At 36.1% G+C, this 15054-nt stretch carries 19 protein-coding genes and 1 pseudogene; 11 read left to right on the plus strand and 9 right to left on the minus strand.

The window, feature by feature from the left end:
* Positions 1-2 precede the first annotated feature (2 nt).
* The gene (locus JBW_RS10875) at positions 3-566 is read left to right on the plus strand and encodes a hypothetical protein (RefSeq protein ID WP_007957405.1); all 564 of its coding nucleotides are present in this window, start codon (positions 3-5) and stop codon (positions 564-566) included.
* Between the two features lie 288 nt (positions 567-854).
* Positions 855-1799: a tripartite tricarboxylate transporter substrate binding protein gene (locus tag JBW_RS10880; RefSeq protein ID WP_045820612.1), complete on the plus strand. Its 945-nt coding sequence runs from the start codon at positions 855-857 to the stop codon at positions 1797-1799.
* Positions 1800-2035: 236 nt separating this feature from the next.
* Here JBW_RS10880 and JBW_RS10885 read toward each other — a convergent pair whose 3' ends face one another.
* Positions 2036-3322 (minus strand): IS4 family transposase, encoded by a 1287-nt coding sequence (locus tag JBW_RS10885; RefSeq protein ID WP_007960864.1) that lies wholly within the window; start codon positions 3320-3322, stop codon positions 2036-2038.
* Positions 3323-3542: 220 nt separating this feature from the next.
* On the opposite strand from JBW_RS10885, the gene JBW_RS10890 reads away from it, so the two are divergent.
* Positions 3543-4121 (plus strand): helix-turn-helix domain-containing protein, encoded by a 579-nt coding sequence (locus JBW_RS10890; protein WP_045820613.1) that lies wholly within the window; start codon positions 3543-3545, stop codon positions 4119-4121.
* 366 nt (positions 4122-4487) lie between these two features.
* Here JBW_RS10890 and JBW_RS10895 read toward each other — a convergent pair whose 3' ends face one another.
* Positions 4488-5075, minus strand: coding sequence for a phospholipid scramblase-related protein (locus JBW_RS10895; RefSeq protein ID WP_007959508.1), 588 nt, complete (start codon positions 5073-5075; stop codon positions 4488-4490).
* A gap of 798 nt (positions 5076-5873) precedes the next feature.
* On the minus strand, positions 5874-6911 hold the full coding sequence (locus tag JBW_RS10900) for a WG repeat-containing protein (RefSeq protein WP_007959509.1): 1038 nt from the start codon (positions 6909-6911) through the stop codon (positions 5874-5876).
* Between the two features lie 358 nt (positions 6912-7269).
* Here JBW_RS10900 and JBW_RS10905 point away from each other — a divergent pair, with 358 nt between their 5' ends.
* From JBW_RS10905 to JBW_RS23780, 4 genes are all read left to right on the plus strand, one after another.
* Positions 7270-8211, plus strand: coding sequence for a hypothetical protein (locus JBW_RS10905; RefSeq protein ID WP_007959511.1), 942 nt, complete (start codon positions 7270-7272; stop codon positions 8209-8211).
* A 496-nt stretch (positions 8212-8707) separates the two neighbouring features.
* Positions 8708-9046 (plus strand): recombinase family protein, encoded by a 339-nt coding sequence (locus JBW_RS23775; RefSeq protein WP_268747895.1) that lies wholly within the window; start codon positions 8708-8710, stop codon positions 9044-9046.
* Positions 9047-9088: 42 nt separating this feature from the next.
* Entirely contained in the window at positions 9089-10246 is a 1158-nt protein-coding gene (locus JBW_RS10910; protein ID WP_007959520.1) for a recombinase family protein, read from the plus strand.
* A gap of 14 nt (positions 10247-10260) precedes the next feature.
* Complete coding sequence (locus JBW_RS23780) at positions 10261-10470, plus strand: terminase gpP N-terminus-related DNA-binding protein (protein ID WP_052697331.1); 210 nt, start codon at positions 10261-10263, stop codon at positions 10468-10470.
* A gap of 42 nt (positions 10471-10512) precedes the next feature.
* Here JBW_RS23780 and JBW_RS10920 read toward each other — a convergent pair whose 3' ends face one another.
* The gene (locus JBW_RS10920; protein ID WP_007959525.1) at positions 10513-10971 is read right to left on the minus strand and encodes a CRISPR-associated protein Cas4; all 459 of its coding nucleotides are present in this window, start codon (positions 10969-10971) and stop codon (positions 10513-10515) included.
* Between the two features lie 2 nt (positions 10972-10973).
* Positions 10974-11342: a CFI-box-CTERM domain-containing protein gene (locus JBW_RS10925; RefSeq protein ID WP_235334186.1), complete on the minus strand. Its 369-nt coding sequence runs from the start codon at positions 11340-11342 to the stop codon at positions 10974-10976.
* A 345-nt stretch (positions 11343-11687) separates the two neighbouring features.
* On the opposite strand from JBW_RS10925, the gene JBW_RS10930 reads away from it, so the two are divergent.
* From JBW_RS10930 to JBW_RS26215, 4 genes are all read left to right on the plus strand, one after another.
* Complete coding sequence (locus tag JBW_RS10930) at positions 11688-12116, plus strand: hypothetical protein (RefSeq protein WP_007959526.1); 429 nt, start codon at positions 11688-11690, stop codon at positions 12114-12116.
* Positions 12117-12610: 494 nt separating this feature from the next.
* Positions 12611-12880 (plus strand): Ku protein, encoded by a 270-nt coding sequence (locus JBW_RS26205; RefSeq protein ID WP_007959527.1) that lies wholly within the window; start codon positions 12611-12613, stop codon positions 12878-12880.
* Positions 12881-12884: 4 nt separating this feature from the next.
* A complete protein-coding gene (locus JBW_RS26210; protein ID WP_268747896.1) occupies positions 12885-13244 on the plus strand; it encodes a Ku protein in 360 nt (119 codons plus the stop codon).
* A complete protein-coding gene (locus JBW_RS26215) occupies positions 13241-13405 on the plus strand; it encodes a hypothetical protein (protein ID WP_007959529.1) in 165 nt (54 codons plus the stop codon). Before JBW_RS26210 ends, JBW_RS26215 begins: the two co-directional genes overlap by 4 nt.
* 44 nt (positions 13406-13449) lie before the next feature.
* Here JBW_RS26215 and JBW_RS25695 read toward each other — a convergent pair whose 3' ends face one another.
* The 4 genes and pseudogenes from JBW_RS25695 to JBW_RS26005 form a co-directional block, all read right to left on the minus strand.
* Complete coding sequence (locus JBW_RS25695) at positions 13450-13668, minus strand: hypothetical protein (protein ID WP_235334187.1); 219 nt, start codon at positions 13666-13668, stop codon at positions 13450-13452.
* A complete protein-coding gene (locus tag JBW_RS10940) occupies positions 13655-14212 on the minus strand; it encodes a DNA polymerase Y family protein (RefSeq protein ID WP_419177840.1) in 558 nt (185 codons plus the stop codon). Before JBW_RS10940 ends, JBW_RS25695 begins: the two co-directional genes overlap by 14 nt.
* A 60-nt stretch (positions 14213-14272) precedes the next feature.
* A pseudogene (locus tag JBW_RS26220) lies at positions 14273-14679 on the minus strand (DNA polymerase Y family protein); the annotation flags it as partial.
* A gap of 158 nt (positions 14680-14837) precedes the next feature.
* Positions 14838-14972 (minus strand): hypothetical protein, encoded by a 135-nt coding sequence (locus JBW_RS26005; RefSeq protein WP_007959536.1) that lies wholly within the window; start codon positions 14970-14972, stop codon positions 14838-14840.
* Between the last annotated feature and the right edge of the window lie 82 nt (positions 14973-15054).

A 15054-nucleotide genomic window follows, 5' to 3' on the forward strand; every position in this document is an offset into this window, starting at 1 on the left:
ACATGATTAATCTAAATACTGCCAAAACATTTATCTCAAACAACTGGAAATATCTTTTAGGGTTAGCAGTATTGCTGACTCTCTTTTATTTGGGTACTGCTGAGTACAAAGAGTGGAAACAACATATCATTGATCAAACTCAAAAAGCTAATACTCAAACTGTTGTTACATTACCACCGCAAGTTATAAACACCAAAACAGAAACGATCAGAGAGGTTGCCGTGCAAGCACCTAGCCAGGAAGGAGCTATCCTGCAATTTGTTGAGCGTCAAGGTAAGGTTATTGCTATAGTGCATGGTCAAGAAGTTGAAGTTCCGAACGTATCCGGACAGCCTGATGTTATAATTGGCGAAAATGGGGAGCTTAGATTTTCAACGACATCCACCACTAAAATAGATGTAACCGATATGGCGAATGCCCAGGCGCGGTTGATCGCGAATCAGGAATTAGAAAAACAGGCTTTAGTACATAAAAAGGAGCTAGATAAAGAAAAATCCTCCCGCAAGAAGGAACGTATTGGATGGATAATTGGGACTGCTGTAGGAGGATATTTGCTCACACGTTAATAAGTATGCACAAAAAATGCCGCGTACTCTTATGAGTTTGGCGGCATTTTTTCTTTACGTAAACATTTTAGTATAATATCAGCTATATTTAGATTTATTTTGACTAAATAAAAAGGGTTATTCCCATTTATTGGAGAAACAATGAATTAAATGGAGTATATTGTATTTAAAGTAAGATTATAACAGATTATTAATAAAAGGAGGAAAACGATATTGCAGAAAAAAGCATTTATTTTAGTGGTAGTATGTTTGTTACTTATCTCAATAATAATAGGAGGTTGTACCGTTATGGAGCCCAAAGCGGTAACGACAACTAACAAATATCCGGAGAAACCCATTACCATAATCGTACCTTTTAGCGCTGGGGGTTCTCTGGATCTGATAGCTCGGGCACTAGAAAAGACAGCCATCCAGCATTTGGGCCAACCACTGATTGTTGTTAACAAGCCTGGAGGAGCAGGAACCTTAGCCTGGAATGAACTGGCTGGGACTACACCGGATGGCTATACCATTGGTATTACCGGAGTTGAAATCATATTACATCCAATGTACAGCCTGACTAAATACAATTATCCCACCGCATTAGAGCCGCTTGCACAAGTTTCGTCGTCACCATTTATAATGGTAGTTCAAGCTAATCAGCCTTGGCAAAATGTTGACGATTTAGTAAAGGATGCTCGCCAGCATCCAGGCCAATTTAAATTTGGTAACAGTGGTGTAGGTTCGTTGCCGCATTTGCTTAGCGAAATGTTCGCACAATCGACTGGCATTACTCTTCAGCCTGTTCCTTTTCAAGGTGGATCAGAATCGTTGAGATCTTTACTGGGGGGGCATGTTCAGGCTATTTTTACGAGTACGGCAATAGTCAGAGAGCATCTGAAAAATGGCACGCTAAGAGCGTTGGCAGTGACTGGAGAACAGCGGTTAGCTGATCCTGCTTTTGCGAATGTGCCAACATTTAAAGAGCTAGGGAAAGATATTGTATTTAGTTATTGGATAGGCGTGGCAGCTCCTAAGGAAATGCCTCTTGAGGTAAAAGATAAGCTAGCTAATGGTTTAAAAGCTATCATTGCTGAGCCGGAATTCCAAAAAAATGTAGAGAATAATGGACTGCAATTTGAATATTTGAATCCCGAAGAATCCCAAGCAAAATGGCTGTACGATAACCAAACATTATCTAAAACAGTACGAGAAACTGGTATTTTAGAGCGAATTAAGGAGCAAAAAAAATAACTTAGAAAAAAGGTACCGTCTTGCTTTTTGATATGCTCCCCTTGCAATAGACAGTTTTATTATTTCAACTGTCTATTGCAAGGGCAATGTCATTAAGTTAAGTAGTTAAGAGCAGGTTAATGTATCAAAAAATGGTGAACGCTATGATAAGTGTTCACCATTTTTATGATTTAAACATACCAAAAGCAGATGACGTTATAAGCCATCTGTACAACATGTAGATATGAAGAGTTGTTTTAAGAAATTCTATATGCAAACCCGACAGCCTTTTTAATATTTTGATATCTTTCAAATACTCTGCCAGGACGTATTTGAGACATAAATTTTTGCACAATTTTCAAAAGACATCTTTCAGAAATTTTGCTCTTGAAATACTGATAACAAAAATGTATCGCTTTAGCGAAATTGATTCTTTTATCTTTTGGATGTTCTACTTGATAAGATATTAAAGCTGCAAAATTGTACATAATTAACTTTGAAAAAATTTCTTGAAGTACAAAATCTTGCTTTTTACTATGAATGCTGGCTAATCCAACATCATATTTTAATTCTTTGAATGAAGTTTCGATACCCCATCGCATTTTATATAATTCTTTCAAAACTTCAGCAGGAAATTCATTCGCAGGTAAATTTGTGAATAACGTTTCATAAGTGGTATTTGAAATTTTAAATCGAACAATTCTAAATTTCAAATCATACATCTTGTTTTCTCTAGGCAGTAAGTAATCAAACGTTGTATGAGGTTGAATCCAACGATATCTATCAGGATTTTCTTTAATCAATGCTATTGTATCTTTCGTTTTTCTCCGAGTAAGGGTGATGGTGGTTTCTTTATCGAATTCATCACTATCAGGAGTTTCATATTTAATACCGTAGGATTCTTTTGAACGTATAATATAATTCCAATTCTTTTCTTGAAAATGAGCAATATTATTAAAAGATTCGTATCCTCTATCAGCTATAACAATAACACTTCCAGTTGCTTCAGATTTTTCAATCATTGATACCAGAGCCTTATGTTCATTCATACCTTTTTTACTTTGTATTGAAGCATCAACATAATTATGTTGCATCAAATCATACATAGCATCAAGATGAAGAAGATTATATCCTTTAGTATTATCGTCATTTTTGATATGAGAATTATCGTCATTTTTATTTTTAGGTAATCTTATATCAGATCCATCTACAGCAAGAAGACGATATCCTTTAAATAAAATCTGCTCGTCACATTGTTTAACCATTTCTCTAAAAATATATTCCATAGCTTTAGATGAAATTTTCTGCCTTTGCTGAACAAAGGCAGAAACAGATGCGGTATCTTCTGCATAATTGAACCAATCATATATTTCTTTACATAAACTATTTCCACCCATGCCAATCATCATTTTAATGATTGTTTCAAATGATAGTTTTCGATTCCTTGTAAAGTCCTTTGATGGATTTTGCAAAAAATCAGATGGATCATCTGATATAGTACTTATTATGTGTGAAAGTATTTCTTTTACTTCGGTTGGTTTCATATGCGTCCTCCCTCGAATCTTTATATTTCAAGGGCAGAGCTGCAAATTTTCGACTATTTGTCAAGTGTTTTTTTATATGACTAGCAAATATAAAAATAGAACGTTTACATCTACTTTTATCGATGTAAGCGTTCTATTTTGCTTAACTTAATGACATTGCCCTTGCAATAGACAGTTGAAATAATAAAACTGTCTATTGCAAGGAAGGAGCATATTTTTTATGGGGAGCAAATTTACGGTTTCATATGAAGAACGCATTGATGCAGTTGAAAAGTACCTACGGAATGAATACTCCATGAACGATCTGTCAAAGCAATTAAAGGTGACCAATACAAGCATTAGGCGATGGTTAGCAAGGTATCAGTCTTTAGGACCAGAAGGGCTACAGGAAACCTCGAAAAACCTATCCTATTCTTCGGAGTTGAAAGAAACAGTCGTGATGGATTATCTATCTGGTAGTGGTTCTCATATGGACCTTTGTAAAAAATACGGAATTAAATCAACCCGTCAACTGCGAAGCTGGATTTCAAAGTATAATAGTCATGAGAAGTTAAAATCTTCTGGAACGGGAGGAGTACCTATCATGACTAAAGGTCGTAAAACCAACTATGAGGAACGAGTGGAAATCGTTAAATATTGCATCGAACACCAGAATAACTATGCGGACGTAGAAGCGCTGCAAGATAAACGTGGCAAAAGAAAGACGCTGGACGAAATGTCCGAGATTGAAAAATTGAGTGCTGAGAATAAACTTCTTGAAGCTAAGAACAAAAGGCAGCAAATGGAGATCGATTTTTAAAAAAAGTTGGAAGAAATAGAAAGGTGGCGGTTCTAAGCCAAATAAAATACGATGCGATCTATCAGGCAATCCAGGAGCTTTATGAGAAGGAAAACTATCCAATACAGAAGCTATGTGATATTGCAGGTATACAAAGATCTTCTTACTAATCATCAAAACCAGTCTTTCTACAAAGGTCTGCCTGAGATAGATTATTTTCTTCAATATATATTTGTAGCCATAAAGAAAAAGGTGTCATTAGGTTAGTCCTCATTTCTAAAAATATCCATTTTTTCTTTTATTGAATTTCACTTCTTCACATTCCCATAGTGGTTTGTAAGGTTTGTAGACCGTAAGGTTGATAATTGTCTTCTTGTTGAGTTGTAATTATTCTTTCATAACCATATCGATACACATAACCGATGCCAATACAAGTGTACGTATATTGTCATCTTTATCAACCGAGCCATTGATTGAAAGCATGTAGTTGTCGGCAGATGTAAAAAGTTCTTTTCCTAGTCCCGCCCATTTTTTTGAGACGTTGGCAAGTTCAGTACTGCCTTGGATAAAGCGGAAATCCCAACTTGTCCATTTTCCTTGTAGAGTGCAAAGGATGGCATCCTCTGGGCTTAGAACTTCAAATTTTCCACCAATGGAAAATAGCTTTTGTTTGAAGCGACCAACTATGCTTCCATTTTCGTCAAAAACATCAACTTTTGATAAAAATATGGATATGCCGCGCTTCACTGAACAGACTAGTTGGCCGTCCGGAGTACGAATTTCTATATTAAACGGGGTCATCTTCTTGTAATCTGTAAATCGAAGCAGCTTGGTGAAAAAACCAAGGTTTGGCTCTCTGCATTCGAGAATCTTCTGGTTCGTATGAGGATCAAAAATGTCATAGTTATTTGCTGCTTTGAACATTCCTACATGTTCTTTTACAAAATATTGATTATTGCGTAGCGATGAATGCATATTTTCTTCTCCCTTTGTTGTATTAACCGTTCTAGTCTAATGATGGCACAGCACTACTCCACTAATGGATAGGCTATGCCTTTCTTATAGTTTTTCGTCGTTACTAGTGATACGGTTCTGCGTATCAGGTCAAGCGACGAATGGTTATGACTCCTCCCAAGTAAAAATATCCGCCTTGATAGCTCCCACTTTAAAATGATCCTATCTATCATAATATAAAACGTTAGCAGATACATCCATCTAAATATATAGATAGGTAATATATATTTTTTTTAGCGATCGGCTCGGTTGCGACAGTCGGGCAAAGATCATTGTCGTGCATGCTTGTGGGTAGTTGAAAGATTGCGTATAGGTATGTAATCGGTATTGGTTGTAGCGTAGATTATTACGGCTCTTAAGAAGCTAACGGATATGCCCGTTAGCTTTTATGTTTAATATGAGGACATAAAAAAGAGAGGTCAGTGGATTTTCACTTCCACTGACCTCTTAGACTTAGCTGGAAACCCCGATAATACCTTCAGTTCCGCCATTAGTCAAACTTTAGATTTCCCTTTCCCCACTCCGCAAGCGTCATCCTTGCATTGAGCGCAGTAAGCCCTCTAGTATCAATCAATTCTAAAAGAACTTCCTGTGCCCGCTCTGGTTGAACTGGGACTAAACTAATTAATCTCCCTTACTTAAAAGGTGTAAATATCCATTTCCAGCTGAATTTCGAGCGACTTTACCATAATCCTTCAGCGCGTTCATTTCAATTTCAAATTGCTCTGCAAAGCTTTTGGTTGCTAACTATGTTCCCCCCTACTTTGTCAATTGCCGTATGATACTTCCATTTTTATCAATATAGCCTAAACTGACACCCTCGTATTTATCATCCCCAAAGCCTAAGTGCTTATCATATACTCGAGCTAAACCCTCTTTAAAATCCTCAGCATAGTTAAACATTGGCTGAATAACAAATTCTCCAGAGTTGTTAATATAACCATACTTTCCTTGCTCAATCACTTTCATACCATTGGAATTAAGTTCTATTTTATCTCCGACTACTACACGGGCAATTCCTTCCGAGAAACTATATGACCAACTATATTTTGGGGGAATGACGAAATTCCCCTTATGATCAATGAAACCGGATTTCCCCAAACCCTGTGAGACCGGAGCAAGCCCCTCCGAAAAGTCTCTAGCAACAAAGTATTTAGCTTCAAGTACATATTGACCTGTTTTATCAATGTATCCCCAGCTATAACCCGTTGTTGCTGAAGACACAGGAGCTAACCCTTCTTTAAACTTTCCTACTGCCCTGAATTGATAATCAATAACTAGATTTCCACTCTTATCAATATATCCATATTTTGCATTTAATCTTTCAGCCAATGTATTTCCTTCTCGAATTGCAACAGCGGCCATCCCTTCGGAAAACTCATAGGCGTTATCAAACTTAATAGGAATTACCAGTTGTTTTTTATCTATATACCCATATTTAACCCTCTGTCTCACCACTGCCAGGCCTTCGGAAAATTCATTAATTTCGTCAACATTTTTCCATATACACAGAACTTCCCCTTTTGTATTAAGAATGCCCCAGTTATGGTCCTCCATCATCACAGGAGCAACACCCTCGGCAAAATCCTTTGCCCTTAAATACATTGGTTTAATGACAACCTTACCATCCCGATCCATATATCCATACTTTCCATCTTGTTTTATAATGTACAGATTATTGGATTTTCCTAGGCTTGCCGAAACATTGCTGCTGTACATATTTACGAAAAATACCATTATTAAAAATAGTGAAAAAAAGATACTAACCCTTTGCTTTTTGTCTCTAATGTTGAACATATCACAGCCTCCTCATTTACCTGTAACACTCATTGCATAGACTTATACATCTAAATGCATAAAGAATTATACCATTTTATGGTAATAAATGATATAGTAACATTAATTTTACATAGCAAGGACCTGCATTTGGACAACTTTATTCTCAAGCTTGCAGTGAGACAGCATAACCTAGTCTCATTCATTGTCCAGCAAATAGCCGAAGAACTCTTCATGCAGTGCAGGTTTTTCCTACATGTATTTAAGAGAAGCCATAATCCGTAATTTTCTATAATTGAAATTTTAAGAAGGAATTTCCTACTTAAAAAAATAAAGTAATTAATGTGGTCTTAAGAATAACTTATAAGGAGCTTATTGTATGAGTAGTAGTGTTTCAAGCTTACAAGAAAAAGAAGTACAACAATTAATCTGTGATTTCCCTTGGTTATTAAATTTGGATTATGAAATAATTCCTGAATTAGCTAATAAAGGTTTGGAATATGTACTACCTGGTGGAAATAGGATTGATTTACTCTTAAAGGATCGACGGACCAAAAGACCTGTTATCGTAGAATTTAAAAAGGTACCATTTTATCGGGAAAATATAGGACAAATCCTAGAATATAAAACTAAAGTATTGTGTGAACTCCAATCAGAATCTTCATTATTAAGTGCAGTCTTTGAAAAAAAATTATGTATACCCATACTGATTTTAGTTGTACCAAGTTGCTCTGCCGAATCACGATTGGCTTGTAATCTTGCTGGAATAGAAATATATGAATATGAAAGTGCAATGCATGAACTAGTTATCCCTGAGAAAAGGCGAACGTTAGAAGACTTTATATCAACAATGGCACAAGATGTTATACCTTTTAATGATGAAAGAAACTTGAGAATTAAAGAAATTTACAATGAGATAAAAGCTTATCTTATTGCAGAAAATTTATCATATGGTTGGAGTGACTATAAGTCACCTCCAGGTGAGTATTATGATTGCACAAATCAACTTTTTATCAATAAATACCTGTTTAGAGATAATAGCATCTCCATTGGCATTTATGAAAATATCTATCAAAGTTCAAATAGCAATGATTTAGTAATTGAATTTTACTCAAATAATTTAGACTCCCTTAAATATTTTCGCGAAGAATTTATAAAATGTGATATGGAAAACATGAATACTAATGAAATCTTTGATTACGGATATAGTCATTGTTGGAGCTTACATCTTGATAAGGCAGATTTTATAAGAAATATAAGAAAATCAATTAATCCTTATGTTAAAAATTATATTAGAATAATGAATACTAGTTCGAAATGAGAGCAACAATAATCGACAACTATTTATTGAAAACATCTCCCCAATCCCTGCTGCTAATGGCGTATCAATACTAATTGCTGATGGTATTTTATCAGTAGCTAGTTTTGGCCAAGGTGTTACAGGAAGAATTCCAGCTTACGTGTTAAAAGATGGACAAGCATTTTTGAATGCAGAGCAATGGAATCAAGTTGTTTCTATAATCGAAAATAGTCCAAACTTATATACGGATATAAATATTTTAAACTAAGCGGATTCCGTTTAGGCTTTTAGAATGGTATTATATAGACAAGGCGGTGCATCCGCCTTTTTCTTTAATCGTTTAATCGTTTAATCGTTCAATCGAACATACGTACTAATCACACACATCTCCAAGAGTAGTAATTATTTAAATACATGAAAAGAGGGTGATTTTTATGCGGACTAGTGACAATATGAATATTGCCATCTATGTTCGTGTTTGACCAGTCAGTACTGACGATCAAGCCGACAAAGGTATATAGAAAACCCAGAAGCCTCTATCATGCTCCAGGACGCACAGGAGAAGAAATTTGATACTCTCCTCTTCTATCGTCTTGACCGTTTTGGTCGTAGTGCCAGAACTATCTTGAATGGTGTACACACTTTAGAGCAATATAGAATAAAGATTAAATCTATGACAGAACCGTTTGATACTAGCGATCCCTCTGGTCGCTTCTTACTCACGATCCTTGCCGGTGTTGCTGACTTAGAACGCAGCAATATTCTTGATCGACTTTGGCATGGCGCCAATCGAGCAGCACGCAATGGAAAATGGCTTGGTGGTATTTGTCCATATGGATACCATATTGATAAATAAGGGTTCCTTGCTATTAGTGATACTCCCCTTCCTGGTTTTGATATGTCAGAAATGGATGTAGTAAGATTGGTTTTTCGACTTACCGTAGAACAAAATATGAGTACATATAAAATCGCTGACTATTTAAATGCTCTAGGCCTTCCTACGAAATATGTAATTGAAGGTCATAAAGTCCCAAGTGGCAAACGTAAAGTAAAACTCGCAAGTACATGGTTACCAGGACGTGTTAGAAGCATGATCGTGCAGACTACTTATAAAGGGGTTCATGAGTACGGTAAACGAACTAGAAAAGTAAGAGAATTAATTGAGCGCGAAGTACCTGCTATTGTAGATGAAGCTACTTGGAATAAAGCTCAACTTGTATTAAAAGATAATCAACTAGAAGCTGTACGTTGTGCAAAGTATAAGTACTTACTCCGTTCTCTTGTTAAATGTTCACTATGTGGTTTAAATTTCTCTGGAACAGGTTATTCAGACGAAAAAGGACTACGTACTGGTTATTATGTATGTAATGGGAAAACTTCCTATAGAGGCAAGTTTCTAGGAAAATGCAAAGCTAAAAACATACCTACAGACTGGTTAGATGAAAAGGTTTGGAAAGATTGTGTTAGCTTTATTAACAATCCTGGACAATTAATATCTGACCTTTCACCAGAAATAGAAAAAAGCAATATTTCGATAGAACATGAATTACAGCTGATCAAATCCTCACTCTCTCAAAAGGATACAGAAAAACAATCCATTCTTGATTTATATAGAAAACAACTTGTAACCGCTAAAGATGTTGAAGAACAGCTTTCTAAAATCATCAATGAACGAATTGCTCTCGAAGACCGACAGAAAGAATTAAAAAATGCCCTTCTTGCGACTAACGATGAAGTTAATCGCAAAAAGGACATTATTATGCTTTTAAAGGATTTAAGAGATAAACGCTCAGACGAAATTACATTTGAAACTAAACGGAGCATTGTTAAGCAGCTCGTACGTGAAGTAATTGTTTGCACGGAACATATAGAAGGGAAAGATAGACCAGATGTAAATATACACGTAAAGTTTGTTTTCTCCCAGGTTGTGATGTGCACGGACATGCGTACACATCACAACCTAGATAATACAGTATTTAATGGAAAATTCGATCAGAATATAGAAATGAATTACGTAAGTTGGCCACTAAACTTGAACAGCCAATATGGTTTATAGGTTGCTTTGAAAATATGCCTGAAGATACTTTTTTCGAAAAACTGGAGAAGGCTCGTTTCTATCATGGACATACTAAGGTCGAAATGGCTGAAGAGCTTGGAATTCATCAACGTACTATTTTTGACTGGAAAGATAAAGAGCCTGGCCAAGTACTTAAAAAGAAGGCTTTGCTGTATTGTAAAAATTCTAGATTGAGATTATTTTTCCTTTACGCTATAGTATAAAGCAAATCCCCTGGTAAGTCCAAACTTATCAGGGGATTTATTTTAGCTACACTCATGCTTATGCGAACAATATTTACAATAGTTTTTATTATTAGCAGCACAAGCTACTACCTCACCTGCTATCACATCCCAATACCGATAATACAAAGCAATAATTTCGTTTTCCTTCATTAAAGATACTTTTTTCATATTTTTATTTTTGAAATGAATAAAACCATAGTCAGCAACAGACCTTTTTTGTGTTCTTTCAACCAATAGCTTATATACAGATAGCTGAATAACCTCTGATTCATATACTTGCTGGTTCTCACGGCTTTTGTAATCTCCAACTATCAAAGTACCGTCACGACTTTCCCATACGACATCCGGCTTACCGCACAAAGGTATCGGAACATTTATTTGCAAGGATTGCTCTAACATATATGGTGATAACTTGGATTTTCGTCTTGAGCGCAGCCACCAATAAAGAATAATAACTGCAACTAATATAAAGAATGACATGTCTACCTCCAGGATCTAATAAACCAGCGTAATGCTGCACGGATTGGAATCTTCAATACAGGGTACTTTTCAATTACGATAACTATATATGGCGATATACTATAGTATAATGAAGTAATCATTCGACCAAGGCTGGAAGGTATTAGATGCATATCCCTAAATTGACGCAGGATATTCGTTTCTATAGCATCGATACCAAAGACTGCTGTTGCAATAAAGCAGCGTTTATCTTTACCAGAAAGCTGGCGATTAAATTGTTCGTGCTCTCGGTTACCTCGTTTGATGAATTTTGCAGTAAGTGATGTATCTTTGATGGTGGTCAAGGTAGACTTGACGTTCGCATTTCCCCATCTTGGCGAGTTCTGTAGCACTGGCTTGGCGCATTTGGGACCTCCGAGAAAATAGTATGCTCCTATTATATAGCATTATGGAGAGTTATGTAAAAAGAAGATCCTATATATTTTTCTTTTACGCTTATTTTACTATATATAAATGTAACAACATTGTTACAATCTTCTCACCTTTTAGCTCCTTCCTAACTAAATGCTAATAAGGTGGTTTTCAACGACGTGTGATATTAATATTACGATATAGGTAATTTAGGCTCATAATCTTGTAGCGTTGATTTTTTTGTAAAAGTAGTTAATTTAAAAGAGAAATCTAATAAATAATCACGATATATCAATATACTATAAAATAATAGGAGGACTTCTTTTATGAAAAAGACCATTTTGATTACATTTCTATTCTTACTAAGTATGGTTGGGGTTAGCTTCGCGGAGTCTGCAGGAACATCAGAACAAGGGAAACGTATTACGGGTATTGTTATTGATGCACGCGGAATGGGCTTAGAAACTGTGATGAGTCCTACAATTTATGATAAAAATGGACAAATAGTGAATAGTATAATTCCCGATGACTTAGGTTGGATTAGTAAAAATGGTACAGTTGATTATTATGATTCTATCAAAGAAGTGTTAGATGGTAAAAGCCGAGTCGGAGAGAACTACATTTTGATAAAGGCAATTGAAGTCAGAGACTTTAAAGCTAATCCAGTTATTTCCATTGACGATGCTAAAAAACTAAAAAGTCTGTCAGAATTTAGCGACATCTTGAAAAAATCGAATATTGTATTCATAAAATAGAAATTTCATAAGGTAATTAATATAAAAAAGACAGGATCCTGCTGTGGTTTGATATGCTCCCTTTAATACTTAGATAGAAAATTGATTGGTTTGAATTAAGCTATATGTGTGTGTTTACTATAGTTTGAATTTATATTGCATTGAGGACTGAAAAAAATCAAAAAATATATACCGTAAAGCAACTCCCTAACCAACTAATTCTAGAGAGTTTCTTTACGGTACCTTTTCTATTTCTATAAAATTTCACTATTACTATATTTCTAATTATAGACCGGCTTCAGACGTCACATCTAGTATTTTATCAGCTTTTTGCCTTAAAACCAATGAAAATTCACCAACACCCATGTTATCACTAAACCTTTCATTTATTTTGGAAACTTATACTTGCCCGTAAACAGTGACGCTAATAAGCTTTTATGTTATAATAACTATTATTATGTAAACTAAATTATTATAAATAGAAAGGGTGATATTATGCGCCAGTATGGAAAGGTATGCTGTCTTTTGGTCTTGTAAATGTACCCGTATCGCTCATTAAGGCTACCCGATCCAAGACAATTTCCTTTAATCAGTTAAGAAAGTCTGACTTTAGCAGAATACAATACAAAAAGGTTGCTGGTGATGGTGCAGAAGTACCAGCATCTGAAATCGTTAAGGGTTATAAATTGTCTGAGGATAGATATGTCGTTATAAGCGATGCTGATTTGAGCTATCAGCCCAAAGGCAAGCCGAATTATAGAGATCAGCGACTTTGTAAAGCTTGATGAAATCGACAACCGTTATTATGATAGCTCTTACTACCTTGTACCAGATCAAGGGGCTAGCAAAGCTTATGCTCTACTCCTGCAGGGCATGGCTGAGTCTAACGTAGTCGGAATTGCTAAGTTTGTTTTGAGAAATAAAGAGTATCTTGCAGCAATACGTCCTACGGATAATGTTATTACTTTATCTACGATGTTGTTTGCCGACGAGATAGTGCCTGTGAAGGAACTAGAAAACGATTTGCCAACCAATGTAGAACTATCCGATAAAGAGCTTGGAATGGCTAAAACGCTTATTGATACTCTAATAACTAAATTTGAACCAGAAAAATATGAAAATGAGTATCACAAACAAGTATTGGTATGATCGATACTAAGGCAGGAAACGATCAAGTTGTTGCAACACCTGTCGACACATCACCATATTTTGCAGACCTTATGTCAGCACTGGAAGCTAGTATGTCTGCTATAAAGAAGAACGAATTTAAGAAGAAAGCACCTAGAAAACCAAAGTCAAAAACAGCATAAAAAGGACAGCTCAGCATTTAAGCCTAGCTGTCCTTTTCCTTTATCTAAAATATGATATTGGATGAATAGTGTGGTCTTCGGTTTAGATTAAAGCCAGTAAGCTTCCTATCAAGTAACATGGCACAACGTTGAACACTATAATGCCCGAAACGTTTATGTAGATTATCTACCGTACCTGCCAATATTTCTGCATCCAAGTTGCTATTATCAAACAAATCGAGCTGCACATGCCGATCTGCAGTCACTAGATCAGATCCACGCACACCAAGACTTTGGAGTCTCCCATCGGTAATTTGCTTTAAATAATTCCATCGCCTTATTAGCAATATTATTAGATAAAAATGTCGGGTTCGACAACTTGCCTTGTCTCTCAAAGGATATAAGGTCATTACCTCTTACGCTGATAGATACAGTTTTACATTTAAAACCATGCTTACGTGGACGTGCTGCTACACTCTCTGCCAACACATAAATGATTAGTTTGACGTCTTGATTATTGACTAGATCTCTTGGAGTTGTAGTACTATTGCCAACAGATTTAATTATGCTGCTCTCACCAGTCTGCCGCACCGGTGCCGAATCAAGCCCATTTGCAAAACTATGCAGGGTTTCTCCCCATATGCCTAGTAGCAAGCGTAGGCTTTTAATATCACGATTAGCAAGATCACCAATGGTATAGATGGCACGATTCTGAAGCTTACGTCTAGTAGAGCGACCAACATATAATAATTCACCAACTGGCAAAGGCCATACGCATTCACGAAAATCATTTTCCGTTATAATCGTTGTGGCATTTGGCTTTTGCATATCACTACCAAGCTTTGCAAAGATTTTATTCCATGATACGCCAACTGATCCAGTGAGCCCTAATTCATCTTGTAAGCGTTGCCTGATTTGATTCGCAATATCTTGACCAGTGCCAAATATTTGTTCTGTACCAGTAACGTCGATCCAAACTTCATCAATTCCATAAGGCTCAATTTTATCACTATAATCCGCATATATTTCTCGCGCTAATCGTGAAAACCGTAAATACTTTTGAAAATCAGCTCGTACCAACACTAAGCCAGGGCACTTTTGTTTGCCTCCCAGATTGCATCTCCGGTTTTAACTCCTAGAGCTTTTGCAATATAATTTTTGGCAAGTATGATACCATGACGCGCTTCGGCATCACCGCACACAATGACTGGTTTATTGCGGATCTCTGGATTATATAAGCACTCCATACTTGCGTAATAGTTATTCAGATCGACGTGCAAGATCGTGCGACGCATGATAATTTCACCACCCACAATTAGAACATGTTTGGTTAGATTGTAGAGTTTTCACAGGAGTAAAACAAGTTGTAAATACTGCCAAAAAAGCCGCCCACCGAAAAGTAGGCAGCTTATATGTAAAGCTCGCCAATTACACTGGCGGGCTAACCTAAAAGTTATCTATGACAATCATCTTCTTTAGCCAATTCACGAACTATTCGAAGGATCTCGCGTACTATTCTTTCTATCTCTTCGACTTCACGTTCTAATCTCTCTAATCTATTTTCGTCATGGCAATCTCCGTGTGACATAAATTAACACCTCCCTATGCTAACATAATATGTTTCTGAGGTGTTAAAAGTGATAAAACACAAAAAAACCGCTTCACCCGAA

Source organism: Pelosinus fermentans JBW45 (assembly GCF_000271665.2).
In the GTDB taxonomy this organism is placed as follows: Bacteria; Bacillota; Negativicutes; order DSM-13327; family DSM-13327; genus Pelosinus; species Pelosinus baikalensis.

Excerpts from the sequence above, each read along its gene's own strand:
- JBW_RS10875 (WP_007957405.1), top strand. The coding sequence starts at position 3 with ATGATTAATCTAAATACTGCCAAAACATTTATCTCAAACAACTGGAAA.
- JBW_RS10880 (WP_045820612.1), top strand. The coding sequence starts at position 855 with ATGGAGCCCAAAGCGGTAACGACAACTAACAAATATCCGGAGAAACCC.
- JBW_RS10885 (WP_007960864.1), bottom strand. The coding sequence starts at position 3,322 with ATGAAACCAACCGAAGTAAAAGAAATACTTTCACACATAATAAGTACT.
- JBW_RS10890 (WP_045820613.1), top strand. The coding sequence starts at position 3,543 with ATGGGGAGCAAATTTACGGTTTCATATGAAGAACGCATTGATGCAGTT.
- JBW_RS10895 (WP_007959508.1), bottom strand. The coding sequence starts at position 5,075 with ATGCATTCATCGCTACGCAATAATCAATATTTTGTAAAAGAACATGTA.
- JBW_RS10900 (WP_007959509.1), bottom strand. The coding sequence starts at position 6,911 with ATGTTCAACATTAGAGACAAAAAGCAAAGGGTTAGTATCTTTTTTTCA.
- JBW_RS10905 (WP_007959511.1), top strand. The coding sequence starts at position 7,270 with ATGAGTAGTAGTGTTTCAAGCTTACAAGAAAAAGAAGTACAACAATTA.
- JBW_RS10910 (WP_007959520.1), top strand. The coding sequence starts at position 9,089 with ATGTCAGAAATGGATGTAGTAAGATTGGTTTTTCGACTTACCGTAGAA.
- JBW_RS23780 (WP_052697331.1), top strand. The coding sequence starts at position 10,261 with ATGCCTGAAGATACTTTTTTCGAAAAACTGGAGAAGGCTCGTTTCTAT.
- JBW_RS10920 (WP_007959525.1), bottom strand. The coding sequence starts at position 10,971 with ATGTCATTCTTTATATTAGTTGCAGTTATTATTCTTTATTGGTGGCTG.
- JBW_RS10930 (WP_007959526.1), top strand. The coding sequence starts at position 11,688 with ATGAAAAAGACCATTTTGATTACATTTCTATTCTTACTAAGTATGGTT.
- JBW_RS26205 (WP_007959527.1), top strand. The coding sequence starts at position 12,611 with ATGCTGTCTTTTGGTCTTGTAAATGTACCCGTATCGCTCATTAAGGCT.
- JBW_RS26215 (WP_007959529.1), top strand. The coding sequence starts at position 13,241 with ATGATCGATACTAAGGCAGGAAACGATCAAGTTGTTGCAACACCTGTC.
- JBW_RS10940 (WP_419177840.1), bottom strand. The coding sequence starts at position 14,212 with ATGCAAAAGCCAAATGCCACAACGATTATAACGGAAAATGATTTTCGT.
- JBW_RS26005 (WP_007959536.1), bottom strand. The coding sequence starts at position 14,972 with ATGTCACACGGAGATTGCCATGACGAAAATAGATTAGAGAGATTAGAA.